Annotated in this window: 18 protein-coding genes; 2 read left to right on the top strand and 16 right to left on the bottom strand. The window is 47.5% G+C overall.

What is annotated here, in order from left to right; translation table 11 throughout:
* Positions 1-50: 50 nt before the first annotated feature.
* The 3 genes from QOZ98_RS10875 to QOZ98_RS10865 are packed head-to-tail and all read right to left on the bottom strand — an operon-like array spanning position 51 to position 2,004.
* Positions 51-548 (bottom strand): methylated-DNA--[protein]-cysteine S-methyltransferase, encoded by a 498-nt coding sequence (locus QOZ98_RS10875; RefSeq protein ID WP_308787470.1) that lies wholly within the window; start codon positions 546-548, stop codon positions 51-53.
* Positions 545-1,438, bottom strand: coding sequence for a DNA-3-methyladenine glycosylase family protein (locus QOZ98_RS10870; RefSeq protein WP_308787469.1), 894 nt, complete (start codon positions 1,436-1,438; stop codon positions 545-547). Before QOZ98_RS10870 ends, QOZ98_RS10875 begins: the two co-directional genes overlap by 4 nt.
* Positions 1,435-2,004, bottom strand: a complete 570-nt coding sequence (locus tag QOZ98_RS10865) for a bifunctional transcriptional activator/DNA repair enzyme AdaA (protein ID WP_308787622.1) — start codon at positions 2,002-2,004, stop codon at positions 1,435-1,437. Before QOZ98_RS10865 ends, QOZ98_RS10870 begins: the two co-directional genes overlap by 4 nt.
* 349 nt (positions 2,005-2,353) lie before the next feature.
* On the opposite strand from QOZ98_RS10865, the gene QOZ98_RS10860 reads away from it, so the two are divergent.
* A complete protein-coding gene (locus QOZ98_RS10860; protein WP_308787468.1) occupies positions 2,354-2,710 on the top strand; it encodes a hypothetical protein in 357 nt (118 codons plus the stop codon).
* A gap of 81 nt (positions 2,711-2,791) precedes the next feature.
* On the opposite strand, the gene QOZ98_RS10855 is transcribed toward QOZ98_RS10860, so the two are convergent.
* Entirely contained in the window at positions 2,792-3,673 is an 882-nt protein-coding gene (locus QOZ98_RS10855; RefSeq protein WP_308787467.1) for a fumarylacetoacetate hydrolase family protein, read from the bottom strand.
* A gap of 330 nt (positions 3,674-4,003) precedes the next feature.
* Between QOZ98_RS10855 and QOZ98_RS10850 the strand changes: the two genes are divergently transcribed.
* Positions 4,004-4,963, top strand: coding sequence for a sugar-binding transcriptional regulator (locus QOZ98_RS10850; RefSeq protein ID WP_308787466.1), 960 nt, complete (start codon positions 4,004-4,006; stop codon positions 4,961-4,963).
* A gap of 118 nt (positions 4,964-5,081) precedes the next feature.
* Here QOZ98_RS10850 and lpdA read toward each other — a convergent pair whose 3' ends face one another.
* From lpdA to QOZ98_RS10790, 12 genes are all read right to left on the bottom strand, one after another.
* A complete protein-coding gene (lpdA, locus tag QOZ98_RS10845; protein WP_308787465.1) occupies positions 5,082-6,464 on the bottom strand; it encodes a dihydrolipoyl dehydrogenase in 1,383 nt (460 codons plus the stop codon).
* A gap of 13 nt (positions 6,465-6,477) precedes the next feature.
* A complete protein-coding gene (locus QOZ98_RS10840; protein WP_308787464.1) occupies positions 6,478-7,812 on the bottom strand; it encodes a dihydrolipoamide acetyltransferase family protein in 1,335 nt (444 codons plus the stop codon).
* 12 nt (positions 7,813-7,824) lie between these two features.
* Positions 7,825-8,808, bottom strand: coding sequence for an alpha-ketoacid dehydrogenase subunit beta (locus QOZ98_RS10835; protein WP_308787463.1), 984 nt, complete (start codon positions 8,806-8,808; stop codon positions 7,825-7,827).
* Positions 8,809-8,832: 24 nt separating this feature from the next.
* A complete protein-coding gene (locus tag QOZ98_RS10830; RefSeq protein ID WP_142828552.1) occupies positions 8,833-9,816 on the bottom strand; it encodes a thiamine pyrophosphate-dependent dehydrogenase E1 component subunit alpha in 984 nt (327 codons plus the stop codon).
* Positions 9,817-9,953: 137 nt separating this feature from the next.
* Positions 9,954-10,301 (bottom strand): bh protein, encoded by a 348-nt coding sequence (locus QOZ98_RS10825; protein ID WP_142828551.1) that lies wholly within the window; start codon positions 10,299-10,301, stop codon positions 9,954-9,956.
* Between the two features lie 57 nt (positions 10,302-10,358).
* Positions 10,359-11,684, bottom strand: a complete 1,326-nt coding sequence (locus QOZ98_RS10820) for an NAD(P)H-dependent oxidoreductase (RefSeq protein ID WP_308787462.1) — start codon at positions 11,682-11,684, stop codon at positions 10,359-10,361.
* A gap of 18 nt (positions 11,685-11,702) precedes the next feature.
* Positions 11,703-12,068 (bottom strand): PTS glucitol/sorbitol transporter subunit IIA, encoded by a 366-nt coding sequence (locus QOZ98_RS10815; protein WP_308787461.1) that lies wholly within the window; start codon positions 12,066-12,068, stop codon positions 11,703-11,705.
* A gap of 31 nt (positions 12,069-12,099) precedes the next feature.
* On the bottom strand, positions 12,100-13,152 hold the full coding sequence (srlE, locus tag QOZ98_RS10810; RefSeq protein WP_308787460.1) for a PTS glucitol/sorbitol transporter subunit IIB: 1,053 nt from the start codon (positions 13,150-13,152) through the stop codon (positions 12,100-12,102).
* A 35-nt stretch (positions 13,153-13,187) separates the two neighbouring features.
* A complete protein-coding gene (srlA, locus tag QOZ98_RS10805) occupies positions 13,188-13,715 on the bottom strand; it encodes a PTS glucitol/sorbitol transporter subunit IIC (RefSeq protein ID WP_308787459.1) in 528 nt (175 codons plus the stop codon).
* Positions 13,716-13,728: 13 nt separating this feature from the next.
* Positions 13,729-14,115, bottom strand: a complete 387-nt coding sequence (locus QOZ98_RS10800) for a transcriptional regulator GutM (protein ID WP_308787458.1) — start codon at positions 14,113-14,115, stop codon at positions 13,729-13,731.
* Between the two features lie 285 nt (positions 14,116-14,400).
* Positions 14,401-15,735 (bottom strand): MmgE/PrpD family protein, encoded by a 1,335-nt coding sequence (locus QOZ98_RS10795; RefSeq protein WP_308787457.1) that lies wholly within the window; start codon positions 15,733-15,735, stop codon positions 14,401-14,403.
* Between the two features lie 2 nt (positions 15,736-15,737).
* Positions 15,738-16,394 (bottom strand): GntR family transcriptional regulator, encoded by a 657-nt coding sequence (locus tag QOZ98_RS10790; RefSeq protein WP_308787456.1) that lies wholly within the window; start codon positions 16,392-16,394, stop codon positions 15,738-15,740.
* Between the last annotated feature and the right edge of the window lie 134 nt (positions 16,395-16,528).

Below are 16,528 nucleotides of genomic sequence, written 5' to 3'. Positions count from 1 at the left end.
AAACAATAATGAACCCCAGCTGATCAAAATCAGCTGGGGTTCATTATTGTTTATTTTAGGGTTTGAGCATGTTCAGCAAACTCTTTTTCATGGCGGAGCAGCCACTCTTTTCGGGTCAGCGTGCCCGTGTAGCCGGTCAGTTTGCCGGTAGAGCCGATGATGCGATGGCAAGGTACAACAATGGTGAGCTTGTTTTTGCTGTTGGCGTTCCCTACTGCTCTCACGGCCTTGTCGCTGCCGATTGCTTTGGCAATTGCTCCGTATGATACGGTTTCGGCATATGGAACTTCGGTCAATGCCGCCCATACTTTTTGCTGGAATGCGGTGCCAGTAGAGGTAACAGGAAAATCGAATTCCATGCGTTGTCCTTTAAAATATTCTTTCAACTGCTGCTGGCAATCCACAATCACTTGCGGGCTGCCTGGATCGACCGGAAAATCCACTGTGTTTTTTTCACTGAACAGGATGGAAATGATGGCGTCGTCAGTTCCAACGATTTCCACAATGCCAATGGGAGATTGAAATTCAGCGTGATGCAATCCATTCATAATAAAGACCTCCATAGATAGAATGTGGCATATGCCTGCCATCCTTCCCAGTTTTTCGCAAGCTCTGTAATTTCTTCGATTGTCGGCTTCCGGTCCATTTCCAATTGCGCCTTTAAAGCATTGTGCAGGCCGACGTCTGCCAGCGGAAAAGCCGATTGGCTGTGAAGGCATTTCATCATAACGTAATTCGCCGACCATGCACCAATTCCCCGAAGTTCCAATAATGAGCTTTCCATATCCGTTTCCTGGAGCAGCTGTTCTTTTTTCAGGTCACCGGTGGCAATTGCTGATGCAATGCCAAGAATATATTCCGCTTTCCTGCCGGTGAGCTGCAGCGCTCTTAAATCAGCGATGTCCAGCTTGGCAATCGTCTCAGCGCTTGGAAACGCCCAAAATTGCTCGCCTTCGTAAACGAGCGATTCCCCGTAATTCTCGACAAACCTTTTCTTCAAGGTATAGGCGAACGTGAGATTGATCTGCTGCCCCATGACCGCCCATACGAGTGCTTCAAACAAATCCGGAACGCCCATGACCCGCAACCCGTAATATTGCTGGACCACTCCGCTCAGCACCGGATCCGTTTCCGCCATGGCATAAAACCCACGCAAATCTGTTGCTAAATCAAACCAGTCCTCCACATAGGCAACAGCCCTCTTTCTTTCAGCTTCTGGCGGAGCGCCAAGCGGAAACTCGATGCGCAAAGCTCCAGCCGCTGACATTACGCGAAACAGCACAAGCTGCCCATTAAGCTTCAGCAGCTTGGTTACAACGCCGTCTTTAAGCTGGTACAAGTTTTCCTGTGAGGATCGGCCAAGATGAACAAGACATTCCGCAAAATTAAAATCAGCAGGCGTTTTGATTTCTACAAACAGCGCTTCACCCTGTCTCATGAAGAAACCGGCTGGCTTAACTTCCGGAATTCATGCGGAGAGTGAGCTTTGAGCTTGCGGAATATTTTATAGAAATTGGATGGGCTTTGAAAGCCTGTTTCAAAACACACTTCGAGATTTGATAAGCTGGTTCGCTTCAACAGTTCGGCCGCCTTGTCGATCCGGATCTTTTCCAGGGTGGTCCGTGGAGTTTCCAAAGTTTCCTGTTTGAACACACGCTCAAGGTAAGACGGACTCATGCCGACATGAGCAGCTATATCCTGCAAGCTTATGCTTTCCCGATAATTGGCCGTCAGGTATGCCATCACTTGGCGTGTAAGTTCTTCGTCAGGTGAATATTCCGTTTCCGGCTGGCATCTTTTGCATGCCCGAAATCCTTTTTCTTCAGCTTCAGCCATGGTCAAAAAAAAGTCGACGTTGATCTTTTTCGGTTTCCGGGACCGGCAGGATGGACGGCAATAAATTTTGGTTGTTTTAACTGCTGTGTAAAAAAGGCCGTCATACTTCCGGTCACAGGCCATCACTTTTTCCCACATCTCATCAAAGGAAAAACTTATTTTCTCCATCATCTGGTCTCCCTCCGCTTGAATTAATGATTTTCGCCTGATGATATTCCACAAATCCATCTCTTAGCGCAGGCGCGCCCAGGGGCGAGGCGCTAAGTAAAAGCTGGGTTCTGTAGTTCAACTTATATTTTGATCCATCTTATTAATAGATTCTTTGCCTCATTATATCCCAGAACCGTGCAATCTTCAGCTATGCGCTTTCCTTGTTTTCTCCATTCTATAACCATGAAGCGGACTATGCATCCTCAATCTTGCCTTTACGGTCTGGAAAATTGCGAGTGAAAAAATTTTACTTCCAGCCACATTCTCTTATAATGGGTAAGATGTCTATGAAAGAAGGAATAAGTTCATGATACAAATTTTTTGGTACGTTTACGCTGCACTTCTGGCTACGTCCACAATTGCATTTTTCATTCATGGCGGCTACAAAAGCCCAGTTTTTCTGATTGACCTGGCCTTTACGGTCATTGCCTGGATTGGCCTGTTCGGATTTGTGACCCATTTCCAGATTTTCACGCCATTTGCATGGCAAGTGATTCTTGGCGCAGTGGTGTTATGGGACCTGTTGTTTTTCTTCTTTATCAAGGCGCATTTCACTGAACAAGAGCCGGAAGCCGGTACGCTTTCCATGACCGTCTTTTCAGGACTGTTTATGCTGGTATTGCTCGGCCCTCTTTATTACGCTTTATTCCAATACGCATTCTAAGGGCTCTGTCCTGCCGAATGCCAAAGACCGCCTGTATCCAATTTCTAATGGACATAGGCGGTCTTTTTTATGGGCAAAATCCTACCCTTTCAGATCCTCCACCGGGTTCTCCAAAGGTTCAAAGCCATCGATTCGGCAGCCCACCACGTCGCCTTGCCGAATTACCACGGCGCCCGGGGTTCCGGTTGAAATAATATCACCTGGCAGCAAGGTCATGACTTTGGAATGGAAGGAAATCAAAAATTGAGGCTGAAAAGTCATATTCGAGACCGTATTTTCCCTGTGTACTTCCCCGTTGATCATGGTGGCCACTTTCAGCGCAAGAACGTCGTCCACTTCATCGGGCGTCACGAGATGAGGGCCGAAGCTGAAGAACGTATCGAAACTTTTGGCCCTTGTTAAATAACGCGGATTTTTCTGCAGAATGTCTTCCGCTGTCATATCGATGATTGTCGTGTAACCGGCAACAACATCCAATGCGTTTTCTTCCGATACATCTTTGCATGTCTTGCCAATGATGATGCCGAGTTCAGATTCTGCTGTGGTGCGCTCGGATTGCAGCGGCACCTGGATTGTTTCGCCTGGCCCAATAATCGTGGTGGCCGGTTTCATGAAACTTGCAGGTTCTGTGCTGGGTGACACTTCATGGAGGTCAGCTGCATGTTCCACATAATTCAAGCCAATTCCCCAGATTTTCTGCGGACGGCGATAAAGCGGAGCATAGCTGACCTGATCAAAAGGCAGGATCAATTCCTTAAAAGATTCTTCTTTTGTTTTTTGCTGAAATTCATCCTGAAACCAATGATTCAACGCACTCAACTGATCGGATTCCATTAATTCCAATAAATTGGTTGTCCACTGCTGGTTGAATGTTTTGTTTAACTGCTCAAATGTCACCACCCCTGTTGGCAGCACTAATGCGGCCGTTTCCTGACCTTGTTGTTTGATTGTTGCTAAGCGCATTTTTCCATTCCTCCCTTTCGTCTGCAAGAAGCTTTTTCTAATGAGCCCATTAATATGCAAAACTTGTATCCTTTTTATTTTAACTCAACAAATGACGGAAAATTCTATTATTTTAAAAGAGAGCTTAGCTGTAAAACTCTCTTAAAAGAAATCCAGGTAACTTTTGGGTATAAAAGTGAACATTTTAAATGCATCTGCCCCCGCCAAGTTACGCAATCCCTGTCACGGCGGTGTATACAAAGGAGCTTGGAAAACGTATAATAAGGACATGAAAGCGGTTTATAAGATGGCTTATACCCGCAAATCGGACTCTGACGAGAAGGTGCTACGATGATGAATTGGGAAGAACGCAGACAGATCGTAAAGGTCGCTAACCTCTACTATTTCGACGGTCAAACCCAGGCGCAAATCGCCAGTAAGATGGGCGTCTCCCGCCCAGTCATTTCAAAATTGCTGAACAAAGCAAGGGAAATGGGCATTGTGGAAATTTATATCAAGGATGAAAACGCGCATACCGTTGAGTTGGAGCAGCAGCTGGAGAAAACCTATGGACTTAAGGAAGCACTGGTTGTGCCAGCCGCCAATTTGAGCACAGAAATGGTCAAGCATGCTCTCGGCAAAGCAGCGTCTTCCTATGTGTCGAAAAATATTAAAGGCATTAAATCACTGGGCATTTCCTGGGGCAGCACCTTGTCCAAGTTTGTGCAAGAGTATCCGTTTGAACAACACCGGGATTTACAGATTGTCCCGCTGGTGGGGGGAATGGGCCGAAAATTTGTGGACATCCATTCGAATCTGCTTGCTTACCAATTGGCACAGAAGATGAACTCCTATTGTTCCTATTTATACGCACCTGCAATGGTGGAATCACTGGAACTAAAAGAGCGCTTGGTTCAGTCGGAAGATATTGCGATGGTTCTGAAAGAAGGACGCAGCGTGGAAATGGCAGTGGTGGGACTTGGCAATCCGTTTGAAGGCTCGACCATGACGGAGATGCAATATTTGACTTCGAACGATTTGGATTCTTTAAAGCTCGCTGGTGCGGCGGGAGATATCGGTTCACGTTTTTATGACGCGGACGGCTACCAGATCAAACATCCGTTGAATGATTTGGTTATTGGCCTGGATCTTGAAGAATTTAAAAAAATACCGCAGGTTATCGGCATTGTCGAAGGTGCCCATAAAGTGGAAAGCATACGCGCTGCTTTAAAAGGCGGCTACCTGGACGTATTGGTTATCGATGACGTAACAGCAGACTTGCTGCTTCATCCCCCGAAATCAACTGTCTGAACTTAATTATAAAAGCCGATTGGTCCGATGCTCAAAGCATGGGACCAATCGGCTTTTTTATAAACCAGTATACTGGCTCTTTGCTTGTTGTCCAGATTATGCGGACGTCTGCACATTTCTAATGATGTACCCCTTTTCCAAGCCAGGAAGCAGCAGCTTCATACAGACTTTCTGAAACGGTCGGATGTGCATGGATCATCGATGCCAACTCGTCTACTGTTCCTTCTAACCGCATATAGGCAGAAGGCTCCGCAATCATTTCGGTCACATGCGGACCAACCATGGAAACGCCCAGGATTTCGCCATATTTGGTATCGGCTATTAGTTTGGTGAAGCCTTCCTTTTCGTCCAAAGTCAGCGCCTTGGCGTTTCCAGCATGATCGACTTTCACTACTTTATAGGAAATCCCTTTTTGTTCTGCCTCTTCTTCCGTCATCCCAACACTTGCAATTTCAGGGCTTGTATACACACAGCGCGGCACGACATGATAATCGATTACCTCTTTTTGCCCCGCTGCATTGGCAGCAGCAACCAGTCCTTCAGCGCTTGCTACATGGGCAAGCTGCCAGTTGCCGACCAGGTCCCCAGCTGCGTAAATATTCGGCAGGCTCGTGGCCATGTATTCATCCACTTTTACAAAAGGCCCATTCATCGCCAAGCCCAGTGAATCGAACGCCGACGTTTTTGGAGATCTGCCGACTGACAGCAGAATCATTTCTGCCTGCAACGTTTCTTTCTGTCCTTTTTGGTTTTCTGTATGAACCAGATGAGGGCCGCTTCCATGTTCCACTGCCGTTACTTTGGTCGATGCCAAAATAGAGATCCCTTTCTTTTTCAACGACTTCGCCAGCACTTTTGCAGCTTCCGGGTCTTCGCTCGGCACAATCCGTCCGCTCATTTCAACGATGGTCACCGGTACCCCAAGTGCCGCAAAGATGCAGGCAAACTCCACGCCGATGATGCCGCCGCCGACGATAACCATTGAAGCTGGAATGTCGGTGATGCTAAAAATTGTGTCGCTGGTATGGTAGTTTTCTTCTTGCAGCCCTGGAATCGGCGGAACAATCGGTTTCGAACCGGTCGCCAAAATGATTTTTTCGGCTTTGACTGTTTCTTCTTTGCCGTTTTGATCCACTCGAATGATGCCGTCCGGCTGCACTTCTCCATAGCCGTTCAAGACATCAATTTTTCCTTGTTTCATCAAATAGGCGATGCCCGTCCGCAGTTTTTGAATAACTTCGTCTTTGCGTTTCATCATCTTGGACATCGATACTGTTACAGGTCCTGTTTCGATGCCCCAGTTTTTGGCTTTCTCGATGTTTTCTATGACTTCGGCGTGCCGCAGCAAGGTCTTGGAAGGAATGCAGCCGCGATTGAGGCATGTCCCGCCCAGCTCCCGCGCTTCCACCAAAGCCACCGTCCTCCCCAGTTTTGCTGCTCTGATAGCAGCTACGTAGCCTGCCGGTCCACCGCCGATCACCGCCACTTCATATGTCTTCAATAGGATCGACCCCTTACATTAATAATTCATATGGATTTTCAAGCACCGCCTTCAAATCCGTTAAAAAGGCGGCCGCAGGGGCTCCGTCAATGACGCGGTGGTCAAATGACAGCCCGACTCCCATCATGGGACGCAGCACAATCTGGCCGTTCAGGCCGACCGGCTTTTCATTGATTCGGCCGATTCCAAGAATCGCCGATTCCGGCTGATTGATGACGGGGTTGAATGTATCGACCGCGTACATTCCAAGGTTGCTGATAGTAAAGGTACCGCCTGACATTTCGTCAGGCTTTAGTTTGCTGGCTTTGGCTGCCTGTCCTGCTGTTTTGCAGGCGACAGTCAGTTCGGCCAATCCTTTTCTGTCTGCATCTTTAATGACCGGCACCAACAGGCCATTTTCAAGTGCTACCGCCAATCCAATATTAATGGCGCCATGATGGACGATTTCATTGCCTTCCAAGGAAACATTGATGTTCGGGTGGCGTTTTAAGGCATGTGCCGTCGCTTTCAAAATGATTTCTGTGTAGCTGAGGCGGTAACCGGTCTGTTGTTCAATCGGCCCCAGCAATTGTTTGCGCATGGCTACTGCTTCAGACATATCAATTTCACTGTTGAGCGTAACATGCGGGGCGGTCGTTTTGCTGTGGAGCATCCGATCGGCCACAGCTTTTCGGATTCCTGCCATTTTCACACGTTTGGCCGGTTGGGCTCCAAGAGCGGCTGGCTGGCCAGCCTTTTCTACGTCTGCCCGGTAAATTTTCCCACGTGAACCAGTTCCGGCGACTTGCTGCAGGTCCACCCCTTCAGCTGCCGCTACTTTTTCAGCAAGCGGCGTAGCACGGCTGGCAACGGCGGCAGCGGCAGCTGGGGCAAAGCTTTCAACATCTGCCTGGTGAATCCGGCCGTTCGGACCCGAGCCGTCGACTTCGGTAAGGTGGATTTCCCTTTCCCGGGCGACTCTTCTGGCAGCCGGAGTTGCCCGGACTTTTTCCGGCTGTTCAGAGGGGTTCTCTGTCATTTCGGCCTCTGGCTGCTGTTCCGGCGTTTCCCGGGCGGCGGGCTTGCTGCTGACGCCCGATTCTCCAGGAGGCGAATCCGGAACTTCTTCTCCCGCTTCGCCGATATAGCCAACAACATGGTTGATCGGCACTTCATCGTCTTCTTCAAAATAGCGTTTCAAAAGAGTTCCTTCTTCATAGGACTCGACTTCGATGTTGATTTTATCGGTCATGATTTCAAAAAGCGGTTCCCCGACTTCGACCAGGTCCCCTTCTTCTTTGAACCATTGAAGCAGTGTACCGACTTCCATGGTGCTGCTGAGCTTCGGCATGAAAATTTCTTTAGCCATCCTTTTTCCTCCTTACAGGCGGTTTAGCGTTTCTTTGACGACTGTCACGATATCAGCCACTGCTGGAACCGCCGCTTTTTCCAGCTCCGGGTTATAAGGAATCGGAACCGCTTTGCCGCCCAGCCGCTTGATGGGTGCATCCAAATAATCAAAAGCTTCACTTTCCGCAATCAGGCTGGCAATTTCGCCGCCAAATCCGCCGCGCTTTACCGCCTCATGGACAACCACTAAGCGTCCGGTCTTTTTGACGGATTGGACGATGGTCTCGATGTCGAGCGGCACAAGTGTCCGGGGGTCGATTACTTCCACATGAATGCCTTCTTTTTCAAGCTCTTCAGCCGCTTCCAGCGATTTATGGACCATAAATGCTGTAGCAACGATGGTTACATCCTCACCTTGTTTTTTAATGTCAGCTTTGCCCAGTGGAATGGAATAGGCTTCTTCCGGAACATCCGATTTTGTGCGATAGCACAGTTTGTGTTCATAAAAAATGACTGGGTTGTCGTCGTCAATCGCTGCTTTTAATAAGCCCTTGGCGTCGTAGGCTGTTGACGGCTGCACCACTTTCAGGCCGGGAATATGTGCCATCCAAGCCTCCAAGCTTTGCGAATGCTGTGCTGCTGCCCCAGTTCCAGAACCGGCTGGCGTCCGGAGCACCATTGGCACTTTTCCTTTACCGCCGTACATATAGCGGATTTTTGCTGCCTGATTGACCATATTGTCCATCGCAATGGTCATAAAATCGGAAAACTGCAATTCCAGAATCGGACGCATTCCGGTTAATGCCGCTCCGACCGCCGTACCTGAGATGGCCGCTTCTGAAATAGGCGTATTGCGGATCCGTTCTGGACCAAATTCCTCAATCATTCCGCGTGTAACACCGAATGCGCCGCCATAGACCCCGATATCTTCGCCTAGCACAAACACATCTTCGTTTTCGCGCATTTCCTGGCTCATGGCTTCTCTTACTGCTTCTAAATAGGTCAGCTCTCTCATGCGTCGATTCTCCTTTGCTCCGCCTTATGCGTAAATGTCTTCCATCAAAGCATCCAATGTCGGCTCTGGACTGTTTTTAGCGAATTCCACGGACTCTTCGATTTCTTTTTTCGCATCCGCTTTGATTTCATCTGCGTCCTGCTGCGTGAAAATTCCTTCTTCGATCATTATTTCAGCCATCAGTTTGATCGGATCCCGCAAGAGCCACTCTTTTTCTTCCTCGCGTGTCCGGTACTTTTTGGCATCGCTCTTTGAATGCCCTTTCGAACGGTACGTTTTCGCTTCGACAATGGAAGGCCCTTCGCCGTTCCGCGCCCGTTCTACTGCTTCATTGACGCCATTCATGACGTCGAATACATCGTTGCCATCGACGACTTTTCCCGGAATGCCATAGCTTGCAGCACGTGCGGCAATGTCTTCGATATTGATCATTTCCCGCACCGGACCCGACATGCCGTATTGGTTGTTTTCACAAATAAAGACGACCGGCAATTTCCAAATGGACGCCAGGTTGATCGCTTCATGGAAGCTGCCTTCATTTGAAGCCCCGTCCCCGAAGAAACATAAGACAACGTATCCCGCTCTTTTCATCTGAGAAGTCAGGGCAGCTCCCGCAGCAATCGCAAATCCGCCTCCGACGATGCCATTGGCTCCAAGATTTCCTTTATCGACATCCGCGATGTGCATCGATCCGCCTTTGCCTTTGCAATAGCCTGTCGTCCGTCCAAATAGTTCCGCCATCATGCCGTTGACGGTTGCTCCTTTGGCAATGCAATGGCCATGGCCGCGGTGTGTGCTGGTGATTTTGTCCCGCTCCTCCAAGACAGCAATTGATCCAACTGCAGAAGCTTCCTGTCCAACACTCAAGTGAGTCGTTCCATGAATCATCCCTTTTGCAAAAAACTCATCCACCTTTTCTTCAAAAAATCGGATCAGCCACATTTGCTTGTATAGCTCTCTTAACTCGGTTTCTTTTACTTGAGGCGGCAACTTCAGTTTTTGTGTCATCCTTCTTCCTCCTTTTACATATGTTCTAGTACGTGACATATGTAAAATATAATATTATTTGATTATTTAGTCAAGTTATTTGAAAGGGCCCTCCCTCTCGTATGAATATAGAGAAGTCTGGCCCTTGGACAGAGATGCTATTTAACTCGGCTTTTTTTCTGTTTGTATTGCTTGAGTATCTTTCGTGAAGCATTGACGTCTTTCAGAAGACGGTATGGTTTGCTGACAGTGCGAACCGGCAGGGAAACGAGCAGATGGCTCAAGTCGTCTTTGTACTCCTGCGTGATCCGAGTCGGCTTGGAAGAAATCCGGTCATAAACTTCTTTATAAAATTTCTTATTAACATCCACGCGGAGCTGCTTGGTCTTATTGCATTGCTCGCATCGAATGCTTTTTATATCGTTATTGATATATGTGATTTCATGATTTACTTCTTCTCGGCAATGGCTGCAAAATAAAGCTGCTTCCATAGTTTTAATTTCCATGTTTGGACACCTTCTCATTTCGTTGATTGGGTTTTTCTCTACATGAAATTCGGTGGACTAGGCTTTCACTGTGGTCTCTTTTTCAGTTTCCGCCTTAAATGTGTCATCCTGCATGCGGCGCAGGCGCCAAATTGTCGAATCTTTGGTTTGTTCGACATCATCGTAGCCGATAATTTCACCTTTTTTGATATCCCGCTTTAAGCGGACATTTTTGTCGACCAATCCTAGCGGCAATGCTCCTTTGGCACGGGCATCCTGTGCTGTCAGTATATGGCCGTATACCGTAAATCCTCCGATGCTGTCCAGAAAATCGCCGGCGGCTAAGTCGATCTTTGCTACGGTCACTGTTTCCGCCTGAAGCCCATGCCAAGGCGCAATGGTCGCTTCATTGTAGATATAGGCGCGGGCGATGGAAATCGGGGTTTCCAGGCTAGTCAGGTGATATGGGCGGTAAAGCACATAGTTCGGCCCGTCCCCCATGCTCAAATACTTCAGTTCGTGATTCACTTCTTCTTTTTCAGAAGCGATAATAGCGAAGACCCCTGGTGCGATGCCGTTGATGTATTCAACGATCCCTTTATTGCTGATCTCTCCGCCATCTTCCTTCAATTTAAAGATTTCCGGCAAGCCTTTGACATCACTTACAAACCCGTGCATGCCCGGTTTATCAGGCAAAAAACCTGTCGCATTGGCCACTGCCGTCATTTCAACCATCGTTTTCGTGCCGTCCTGGAAAGAAGCAAGCATTTTCGGACTGGCTCCTTTTCGGGCTGCTTCTTCCGCTGCCGTATCCGGATTGGCATTTAAGTTCAGCGGGTTATTTTTTCCTTTTCCAAGAGCCACGACTTCAAACCCTAGCGCATCCGCAAAATCGAATAATTCCATGATGGCTCCGGGTTCATCACCGGCAGATCCCGTATAGACCACTCCGCTGGCATCAGCCATTTTCTTCAAAATAACCCCTACAGTAACGTCAGCCTCTACGTTCAACATAACGATATGCTTGCGGTTCAGGATGGCATCCCATGCAATTTTTGCTCCGATGTCAGGAACACCGGTTGCGTCGACGACAACATCGACTTCTGGCAGTGAAGTGACCAGTTGGGCATCTGTCGTCGCCACCACTTTGCCTTCTTTGACGGCCGCTGCCGCTTCCTTCACATTATTGGTTTCTATAACATCGTCAGCCTGAACCCCTGACTTTACATATGCATTGGTGACATTGCCGATTTGAATATCCGCTGTGATGACCACACGCATACCTGCCATGCTTTCAATCTGGGAAATCATTCCTCTCCCCATCTGGCCAGCTCCCACCAGCCCAACTCTGATGATATCGCCATTTCGCTCAATTTCTTCGAGTTTTCTATTTATTCCCAGCATGAGCCAACCTCCTCTTTTTTAACGTTTAATAATGCGAATCGCGGAACCGACCTGCAATTCGGGCATTGCTTTCTTTTCGACGCACATGGTTCCCGGCAGACTGGCTTCTGTTTCGCCATTAAAGGCGATGGTGCAATGGCCGATTTCTTCCAGCGTGTCATTGACCTTGCTTCCCACGAATAAAATTTCGTACTGCTGTCCGCTGATTTCCAGCACATCTCCGGCTTCGACTTTCTCCAAAAGATCTGCCCGTTCATGAATCACGCCGATTGACCGCAGCGATTCGGGAACCGTATCGTTAAAAATGACCAGCATGTTTTCTTCAATGAAAATTTCCACTTCTTCACCAATTTCTGTTATTTTCGCTTCATATTTTTTTGTCATCATATCCTCCACCTGACTGCCCCCTTATTTTTTAGCTGTACAGTCCAAAACTGAACAGATATGCAATAACAACTGCTACTGGACCTGTTATGACACGTGACAGCAACACCGCGGGAACTCCGACTTCAATCGTTTCCGGCTCTGCTTCTCCCAATGTCAAACCAACTGGCACAAAATCTGCCCCAACCTGCGGATTGATGGCAAACAGCGCAGGCAGCGCCAATTCCGGCGGAATATTCCCACGGCCAATTTCTACACCGATCAGAACTCCAACTACCTGTGCAATAACGGCTCCTGGCCCGAGCAAAGGGGATAAGATTGGCAATGCACAAATAACAGACAAGAGCAGCAAACCGCCAATATTCCCAGCTAATGGCGATACGAAGTTGGCGATCAAGTCACCGATTCCGGTATAGGTAATGATTCCGATCAGCATACTGACAAAAGCCATGAACGGCAAAATGTTCTTCAGCACCTGATCAATCGTTTCCCGGCCAGCCTGGTAGAAAATCCCGACTACTTTACCGGCTCCGCGGCCGATTTTCTCGATGATGTTCATCTTTTTCGGCTTCTGGTAGCCAGCTGCCTTCAGCTTGGCTTCTTCTTTTATCTCCTGCGGCGTCTTTTCACGTGCTGCTGGACTTCGAACTTTTTCGACGGCGTCCTCCACAGCATCCTGATCTTCGTAAGGAGCTGCTACTGCCGCAATGTTTTCATGCTTGACCCCGGAAACGAAGTTTTCTTCGTTGATAAACTTCATCAGCGGCCCTGACGGAGAGGTGGCGTTGATATTGACCGTTAGGATGTTCATTTTCGGGTAAACGCCACAGCGTGCTGTTCCACCGCAATCGATGACGACACAAGCCATGGTTTCTTTATCGTAGGAACCTTTAAATCCATCTACCGCTTCGGCACCGGTCAAATCCGCAATTTCCTGTGCAATCGGATGAATGCCGCCGCCTGTTACCGACACAATGTAACGTTTTTCTTCATTTGGCCGAATGGTCAGTGGACCGCCCCATCCGCCTCTGCCTTTAGTTATGGTCACTGGCTTATAATTCAATGGCGTGTGATTGCTGCTCATTTTCTTTGCCTCCCTTTTTTAAACCATCCGGATCATTAAACTTCCATGCCACGCGCTTTCATCATGCGGACCGTGATAATCTCAGTGACAATGCCGCGTATCAGAATCACGATGATTCCTACAATAAAGAAGCGGATCGCCAACGGCCCCAACGAAAATCCGAGCTGCGTGATGCCAGCGGAAATTCCCAAGTATACGAATAATTCAGCGGGATTGGCGTGTGGGAACAAGCCTGTTATCGGATGCACAAAGGAAACCGCTGAATCGTAGAATGCCGGCTTTTGTTTTTCGGGCAAAAATTTCCCGAACGTATAAGCCATCGGATTGGTCAGGAAGAAAACCGCCAAGACGGGAAACAACGTGTAGCGCAAAATGATATTTTTTGTACTTTTGCGGGCAAGGTTATTGATGCGCTCTTCCCCGACCAAGCGGATAAATGCATTAACGGCAGTAATCAGTACCACAAGAAGAGGAATAATGCCGGTTACCAGACCTACAAATGTATCGCCCCCTGCTTGGAACATGCCTATAAACCCTTCGGCCAATCTAACTAAAAAGTCCATTTTTTCTTCCTCCTTATACCGCTAGATTTGTCTTTTCATTCATTTGTGCCTCTATTTTTTCAATTGCCATCTCAAAAGCTAAATCCACCGGTTCTTCCCCAAGACTTGCCTTTAATGTGTCCAGCGGCAAACCAACATATTTCGCAAATGGCTCAAAACGGCTGAATACCGTCACCCCTCGCATCAACTGGCTTTCAACAACAGTTCCAGTTTCGTCCGTTACGATAATTGCTATTGCCCCTATCCCCAGTTTTTGTTTTTTGACCCCCACCCCCAAGTATCCTGACGGTCTTCTGCTCAGCTTTTTAATCGTGCCGTGGTAATTTTTCAGTTGCGCTTTGGCCATCCAAAGTTGAAGCAGCCAGACGGCGGCAAACACAACGATGAACCATCCCCACATAATTTATGCCCCCCTTTACATTTGTTCAGTGACGTGACATTTGATATTACCCCTATTATAAAAGCGCTTTCACAATAAATCAATAGTAATTAAAAGAAAATTCAAATTATTTTACACGGTATTTTTTCCGGTCTTTCACTCCACTTCAACTTAAAAAATATAAAAGTTCAACTTAAGAAGCCATATTTCATCCACCGCTTTGGGCATGGCTTACACTAAAAGATAAAAAACGCAAAAAAAAGAAGCCTCTCACCAGGAGGGGAGGCTTCGTTCCCTGCAATCGCTTTACTGTTTGGCAGCTTTCGTAAACGCAATTAAAGAGGTTAAACTATCAAGCTGCTGTATTTCATTTATAGCGTCGATCAGCCCATTGGCTTGTTCCGCTCCTATAATCGGATAGGTCAGTTTCTTGAACTTTCTCACCAAATCTTCGTCTGTCATTGGATTTTCGATGCTTCCTGTCGCATTTTTTACGATGTGTTCGATTTCGCGTCCGTCTTTCAAGAAAGCAGTGGCAATCACTCTTTCCTCTTTGACCGTCTCATCTACCCTAGGCTTAATCTTAGTCCTGAAATCGACAATTGCAGGATCTTTCACTTTCGAATCTGCATATTGGCCTTCGCCTGCATCTCCTTCAAGAAAGGCTACAGCCCCTGTATGGTAAATACTGAATTTGCCGGCTAAACCGGTTGGCGGTGCCGACTTTCCTGTCAGTTCCAGAACATACGGATGGACAACCAGTTCAATCCGTTCCACCTCTTCCGCTTTTACTTGCTTGCCTAAAGCAATGCAGGCATCGATGGAGGGATGGAGAACAATTCCACAGGCATAGGGTTTAAAAGCATTTTTCAACAGCTCCCACTGCTCACCCCAGTGAACGTTCACTTTCGAAAGATCGTGTTCAGGAGCCAGAACATTGGCAAATCCTCTTTTGGCTTCCAATACTTCTGTAGAGCTAGTAAAATTCCGCTTTGCCAATAAGGCAGCCATCAATCCATTTTGGGCTGCCTTTCCTGGATGGAATGGCTTCGTCATCGTCCCGAACATTTCCCGCAATCCGAAAGACTGGGTTCCGGCAATCCCCAGCGCCCAAATCATTTGCTCTTCGCTCAATTCCAATAAAATTCCGGCTGCAACTGCTGCTCCGAAAACCCCTGTTGAGCTGGTGATGTGGTATCCCAGTTGATAATGGCTCGGATACACAGCATTGGCAATACGCAGCTCTGCTTCACACCCTAGGATAAAGGCATGCAATACTTTCTCGCCTGGCAAATCCATTTTTTCGGCAAGCGCGAAAACCACAGGAGCTACTGGGCCGCTTGGGTGATGGATGGTGTCCAAGTGGGTGTCGTCATAATCAAAGATGTGAGAAGACATACCGTTAATCAGGCTTCCTAATAAAAGGTCCACTTTTTCTGTCCGCCCAAAAATCGAAACTTGTTCTGCTGATTGGGTATCTTCTTTTAACGCGAGCACCATGTCAACAGAAGGATGGCTTGAAGCGCCGATTGCCACGCCCATCCAATTGAGGAGGCTCTTCTTACCGTGCTGCCGGACGTCTTCTGGAATCTCTTTTATGCTCGTCTTTAAAATATTTTCCACTAATGTTTTCGTCACCATGATTACATTCCACCCTCCGCTATCTTCTTCATTGCATGAATTTTTGCTTGCCGAACATGATATTTTGCCACGCTCTCTGCAAAATCTCCATCACCCAGCTTAATAGCTTCAAGAATCTTTTTGTGCTCTTCGATATTTTCAAGCGGCCGTCCGGAATAGGACAGCGACGTCGTCATTAACAAGTTGATCTGGGTTTGCAGCATGTTCATGATGACTTCCAGATAAATATTTCCGGAAAGTCTCGCCAGCGCCAAATGAAACGCTGAATTGATGTCGGATAATTTTTCGATCTCTTTAGCAAGAGCTTTCTTTTCAGCTCTTTCAATGTAGCCAGTCAGTTCTTCCATCATTTCAGCTGTATGGATCTGCGCTAGTTTTCTTACCGCTAGACCTTCCAGAAGTTCACGCACTTCATAAAGTTCTGCCGCCTTTTCTGCAGATAAGGTGATGACCTTTGCTCCTTTATGCGGTTCATGGATGACTACTCCCTGCTCTTCCAGTTTTCGAATAGCTTCCCTGATGGGGGTACGGCTGACACCCAGTCTTTCAGCAAGGTCCCGTTCCGTCAATGTATCGCCTGCTTTTATTTCGCCTTTCCGTATAGCGCTATACAAATAGTCATACACGGCATTCTTCTTTACCTCGCTAATTAGCTTCATGCGTCTAATCCTCCATTTAAGTTCCTAAATGGTATACCATCTTGTAGATACAGTCTATATTTATCAGAAAAATAAGTCAAATACTAATTTAGCTTCTTTTAATGGTATACCAAATAAAAAAGAACCATCCCCCA

It is taken from the genome of Planomicrobium stackebrandtii (assembly GCF_030814955.1).
In the GTDB taxonomy this organism is placed as follows: domain Bacteria; phylum Bacillota; class Bacilli; order Bacillales_A; family Planococcaceae; genus Planococcus; species Planococcus stackebrandtii.
The sequence above is the reverse complement of the archived record's forward strand: the minus strand, read 5'-3'. Positions and strand labels throughout refer to the sequence as shown.

What these genes read in the sequence shown, in the direction of transcription:
- QOZ98_RS10875 (WP_308787470.1), bottom strand. Translation starts at nt 548, where the DNA reads ATGAATGGATTGCATCACGCTGAATTTCAATCTCCCATTGGCATTGTG.
- QOZ98_RS10870 (WP_308787469.1), bottom strand. Translation starts at nt 1,438, where the DNA reads ATGAGACAGGGTGAAGCGCTGTTTGTAGAAATCAAAACGCCTGCTGAT.
- QOZ98_RS10865 (WP_308787622.1), bottom strand. Translation starts at nt 2,004, where the DNA reads ATGGAGAAAATAAGTTTTTCCTTTGATGAGATGTGGGAAAAAGTGATG.
- QOZ98_RS10860 (WP_308787468.1), top strand. Translation starts at nt 2,354, where the DNA reads ATGATACAAATTTTTTGGTACGTTTACGCTGCACTTCTGGCTACGTCC.
- QOZ98_RS10855 (WP_308787467.1), bottom strand. Translation starts at nt 3,673, where the DNA reads ATGCGCTTAGCAACAATCAAACAACAAGGTCAGGAAACGGCCGCATTA.
- QOZ98_RS10850 (WP_308787466.1), top strand. Translation starts at nt 4,004, where the DNA reads ATGATGAATTGGGAAGAACGCAGACAGATCGTAAAGGTCGCTAACCTC.
- QOZ98_RS10840 (WP_308787464.1), bottom strand. Translation starts at nt 7,812, where the DNA reads ATGGCTAAAGAAATTTTCATGCCGAAGCTCAGCAGCACCATGGAAGTC.
- QOZ98_RS10835 (WP_308787463.1), bottom strand. Translation starts at nt 8,808, where the DNA reads ATGAGAGAGCTGACCTATTTAGAAGCAGTAAGAGAAGCCATGAGCCAG.
- QOZ98_RS10830 (WP_142828552.1), bottom strand. Translation starts at nt 9,816, where the DNA reads ATGACACAAAAACTGAAGTTGCCGCCTCAAGTAAAAGAAACCGAGTTA.
- QOZ98_RS10825 (WP_142828551.1), bottom strand. Translation starts at nt 10,301, where the DNA reads ATGGAAATTAAAACTATGGAAGCAGCTTTATTTTGCAGCCATTGCCGA.
- QOZ98_RS10820 (WP_308787462.1), bottom strand. Translation starts at nt 11,684, where the DNA reads ATGCTGGGAATAAATAGAAAACTCGAAGAAATTGAGCGAAATGGCGAT.
- QOZ98_RS10815 (WP_308787461.1), bottom strand. Translation starts at nt 12,068, where the DNA reads ATGACAAAAAAATATGAAGCGAAAATAACAGAAATTGGTGAAGAAGTG.
- srlE (WP_308787460.1), bottom strand. Translation starts at nt 13,152, where the DNA reads ATGAGCAGCAATCACACGCCATTGAATTATAAGCCAGTGACCATAACT.
- srlA (WP_308787459.1), bottom strand. Translation starts at nt 13,715, where the DNA reads ATGGACTTTTTAGTTAGATTGGCCGAAGGGTTTATAGGCATGTTCCAA.
- QOZ98_RS10800 (WP_308787458.1), bottom strand. Translation starts at nt 14,115, where the DNA reads ATGTGGGGATGGTTCATCGTTGTGTTTGCCGCCGTCTGGCTGCTTCAA.
- QOZ98_RS10795 (WP_308787457.1), bottom strand. Translation starts at nt 15,735, where the DNA reads ATGGTGACGAAAACATTAGTGGAAAATATTTTAAAGACGAGCATAAAA.
- QOZ98_RS10790 (WP_308787456.1), bottom strand. Translation starts at nt 16,394, where the DNA reads ATGAAGCTAATTAGCGAGGTAAAGAAGAATGCCGTGTATGACTATTTG.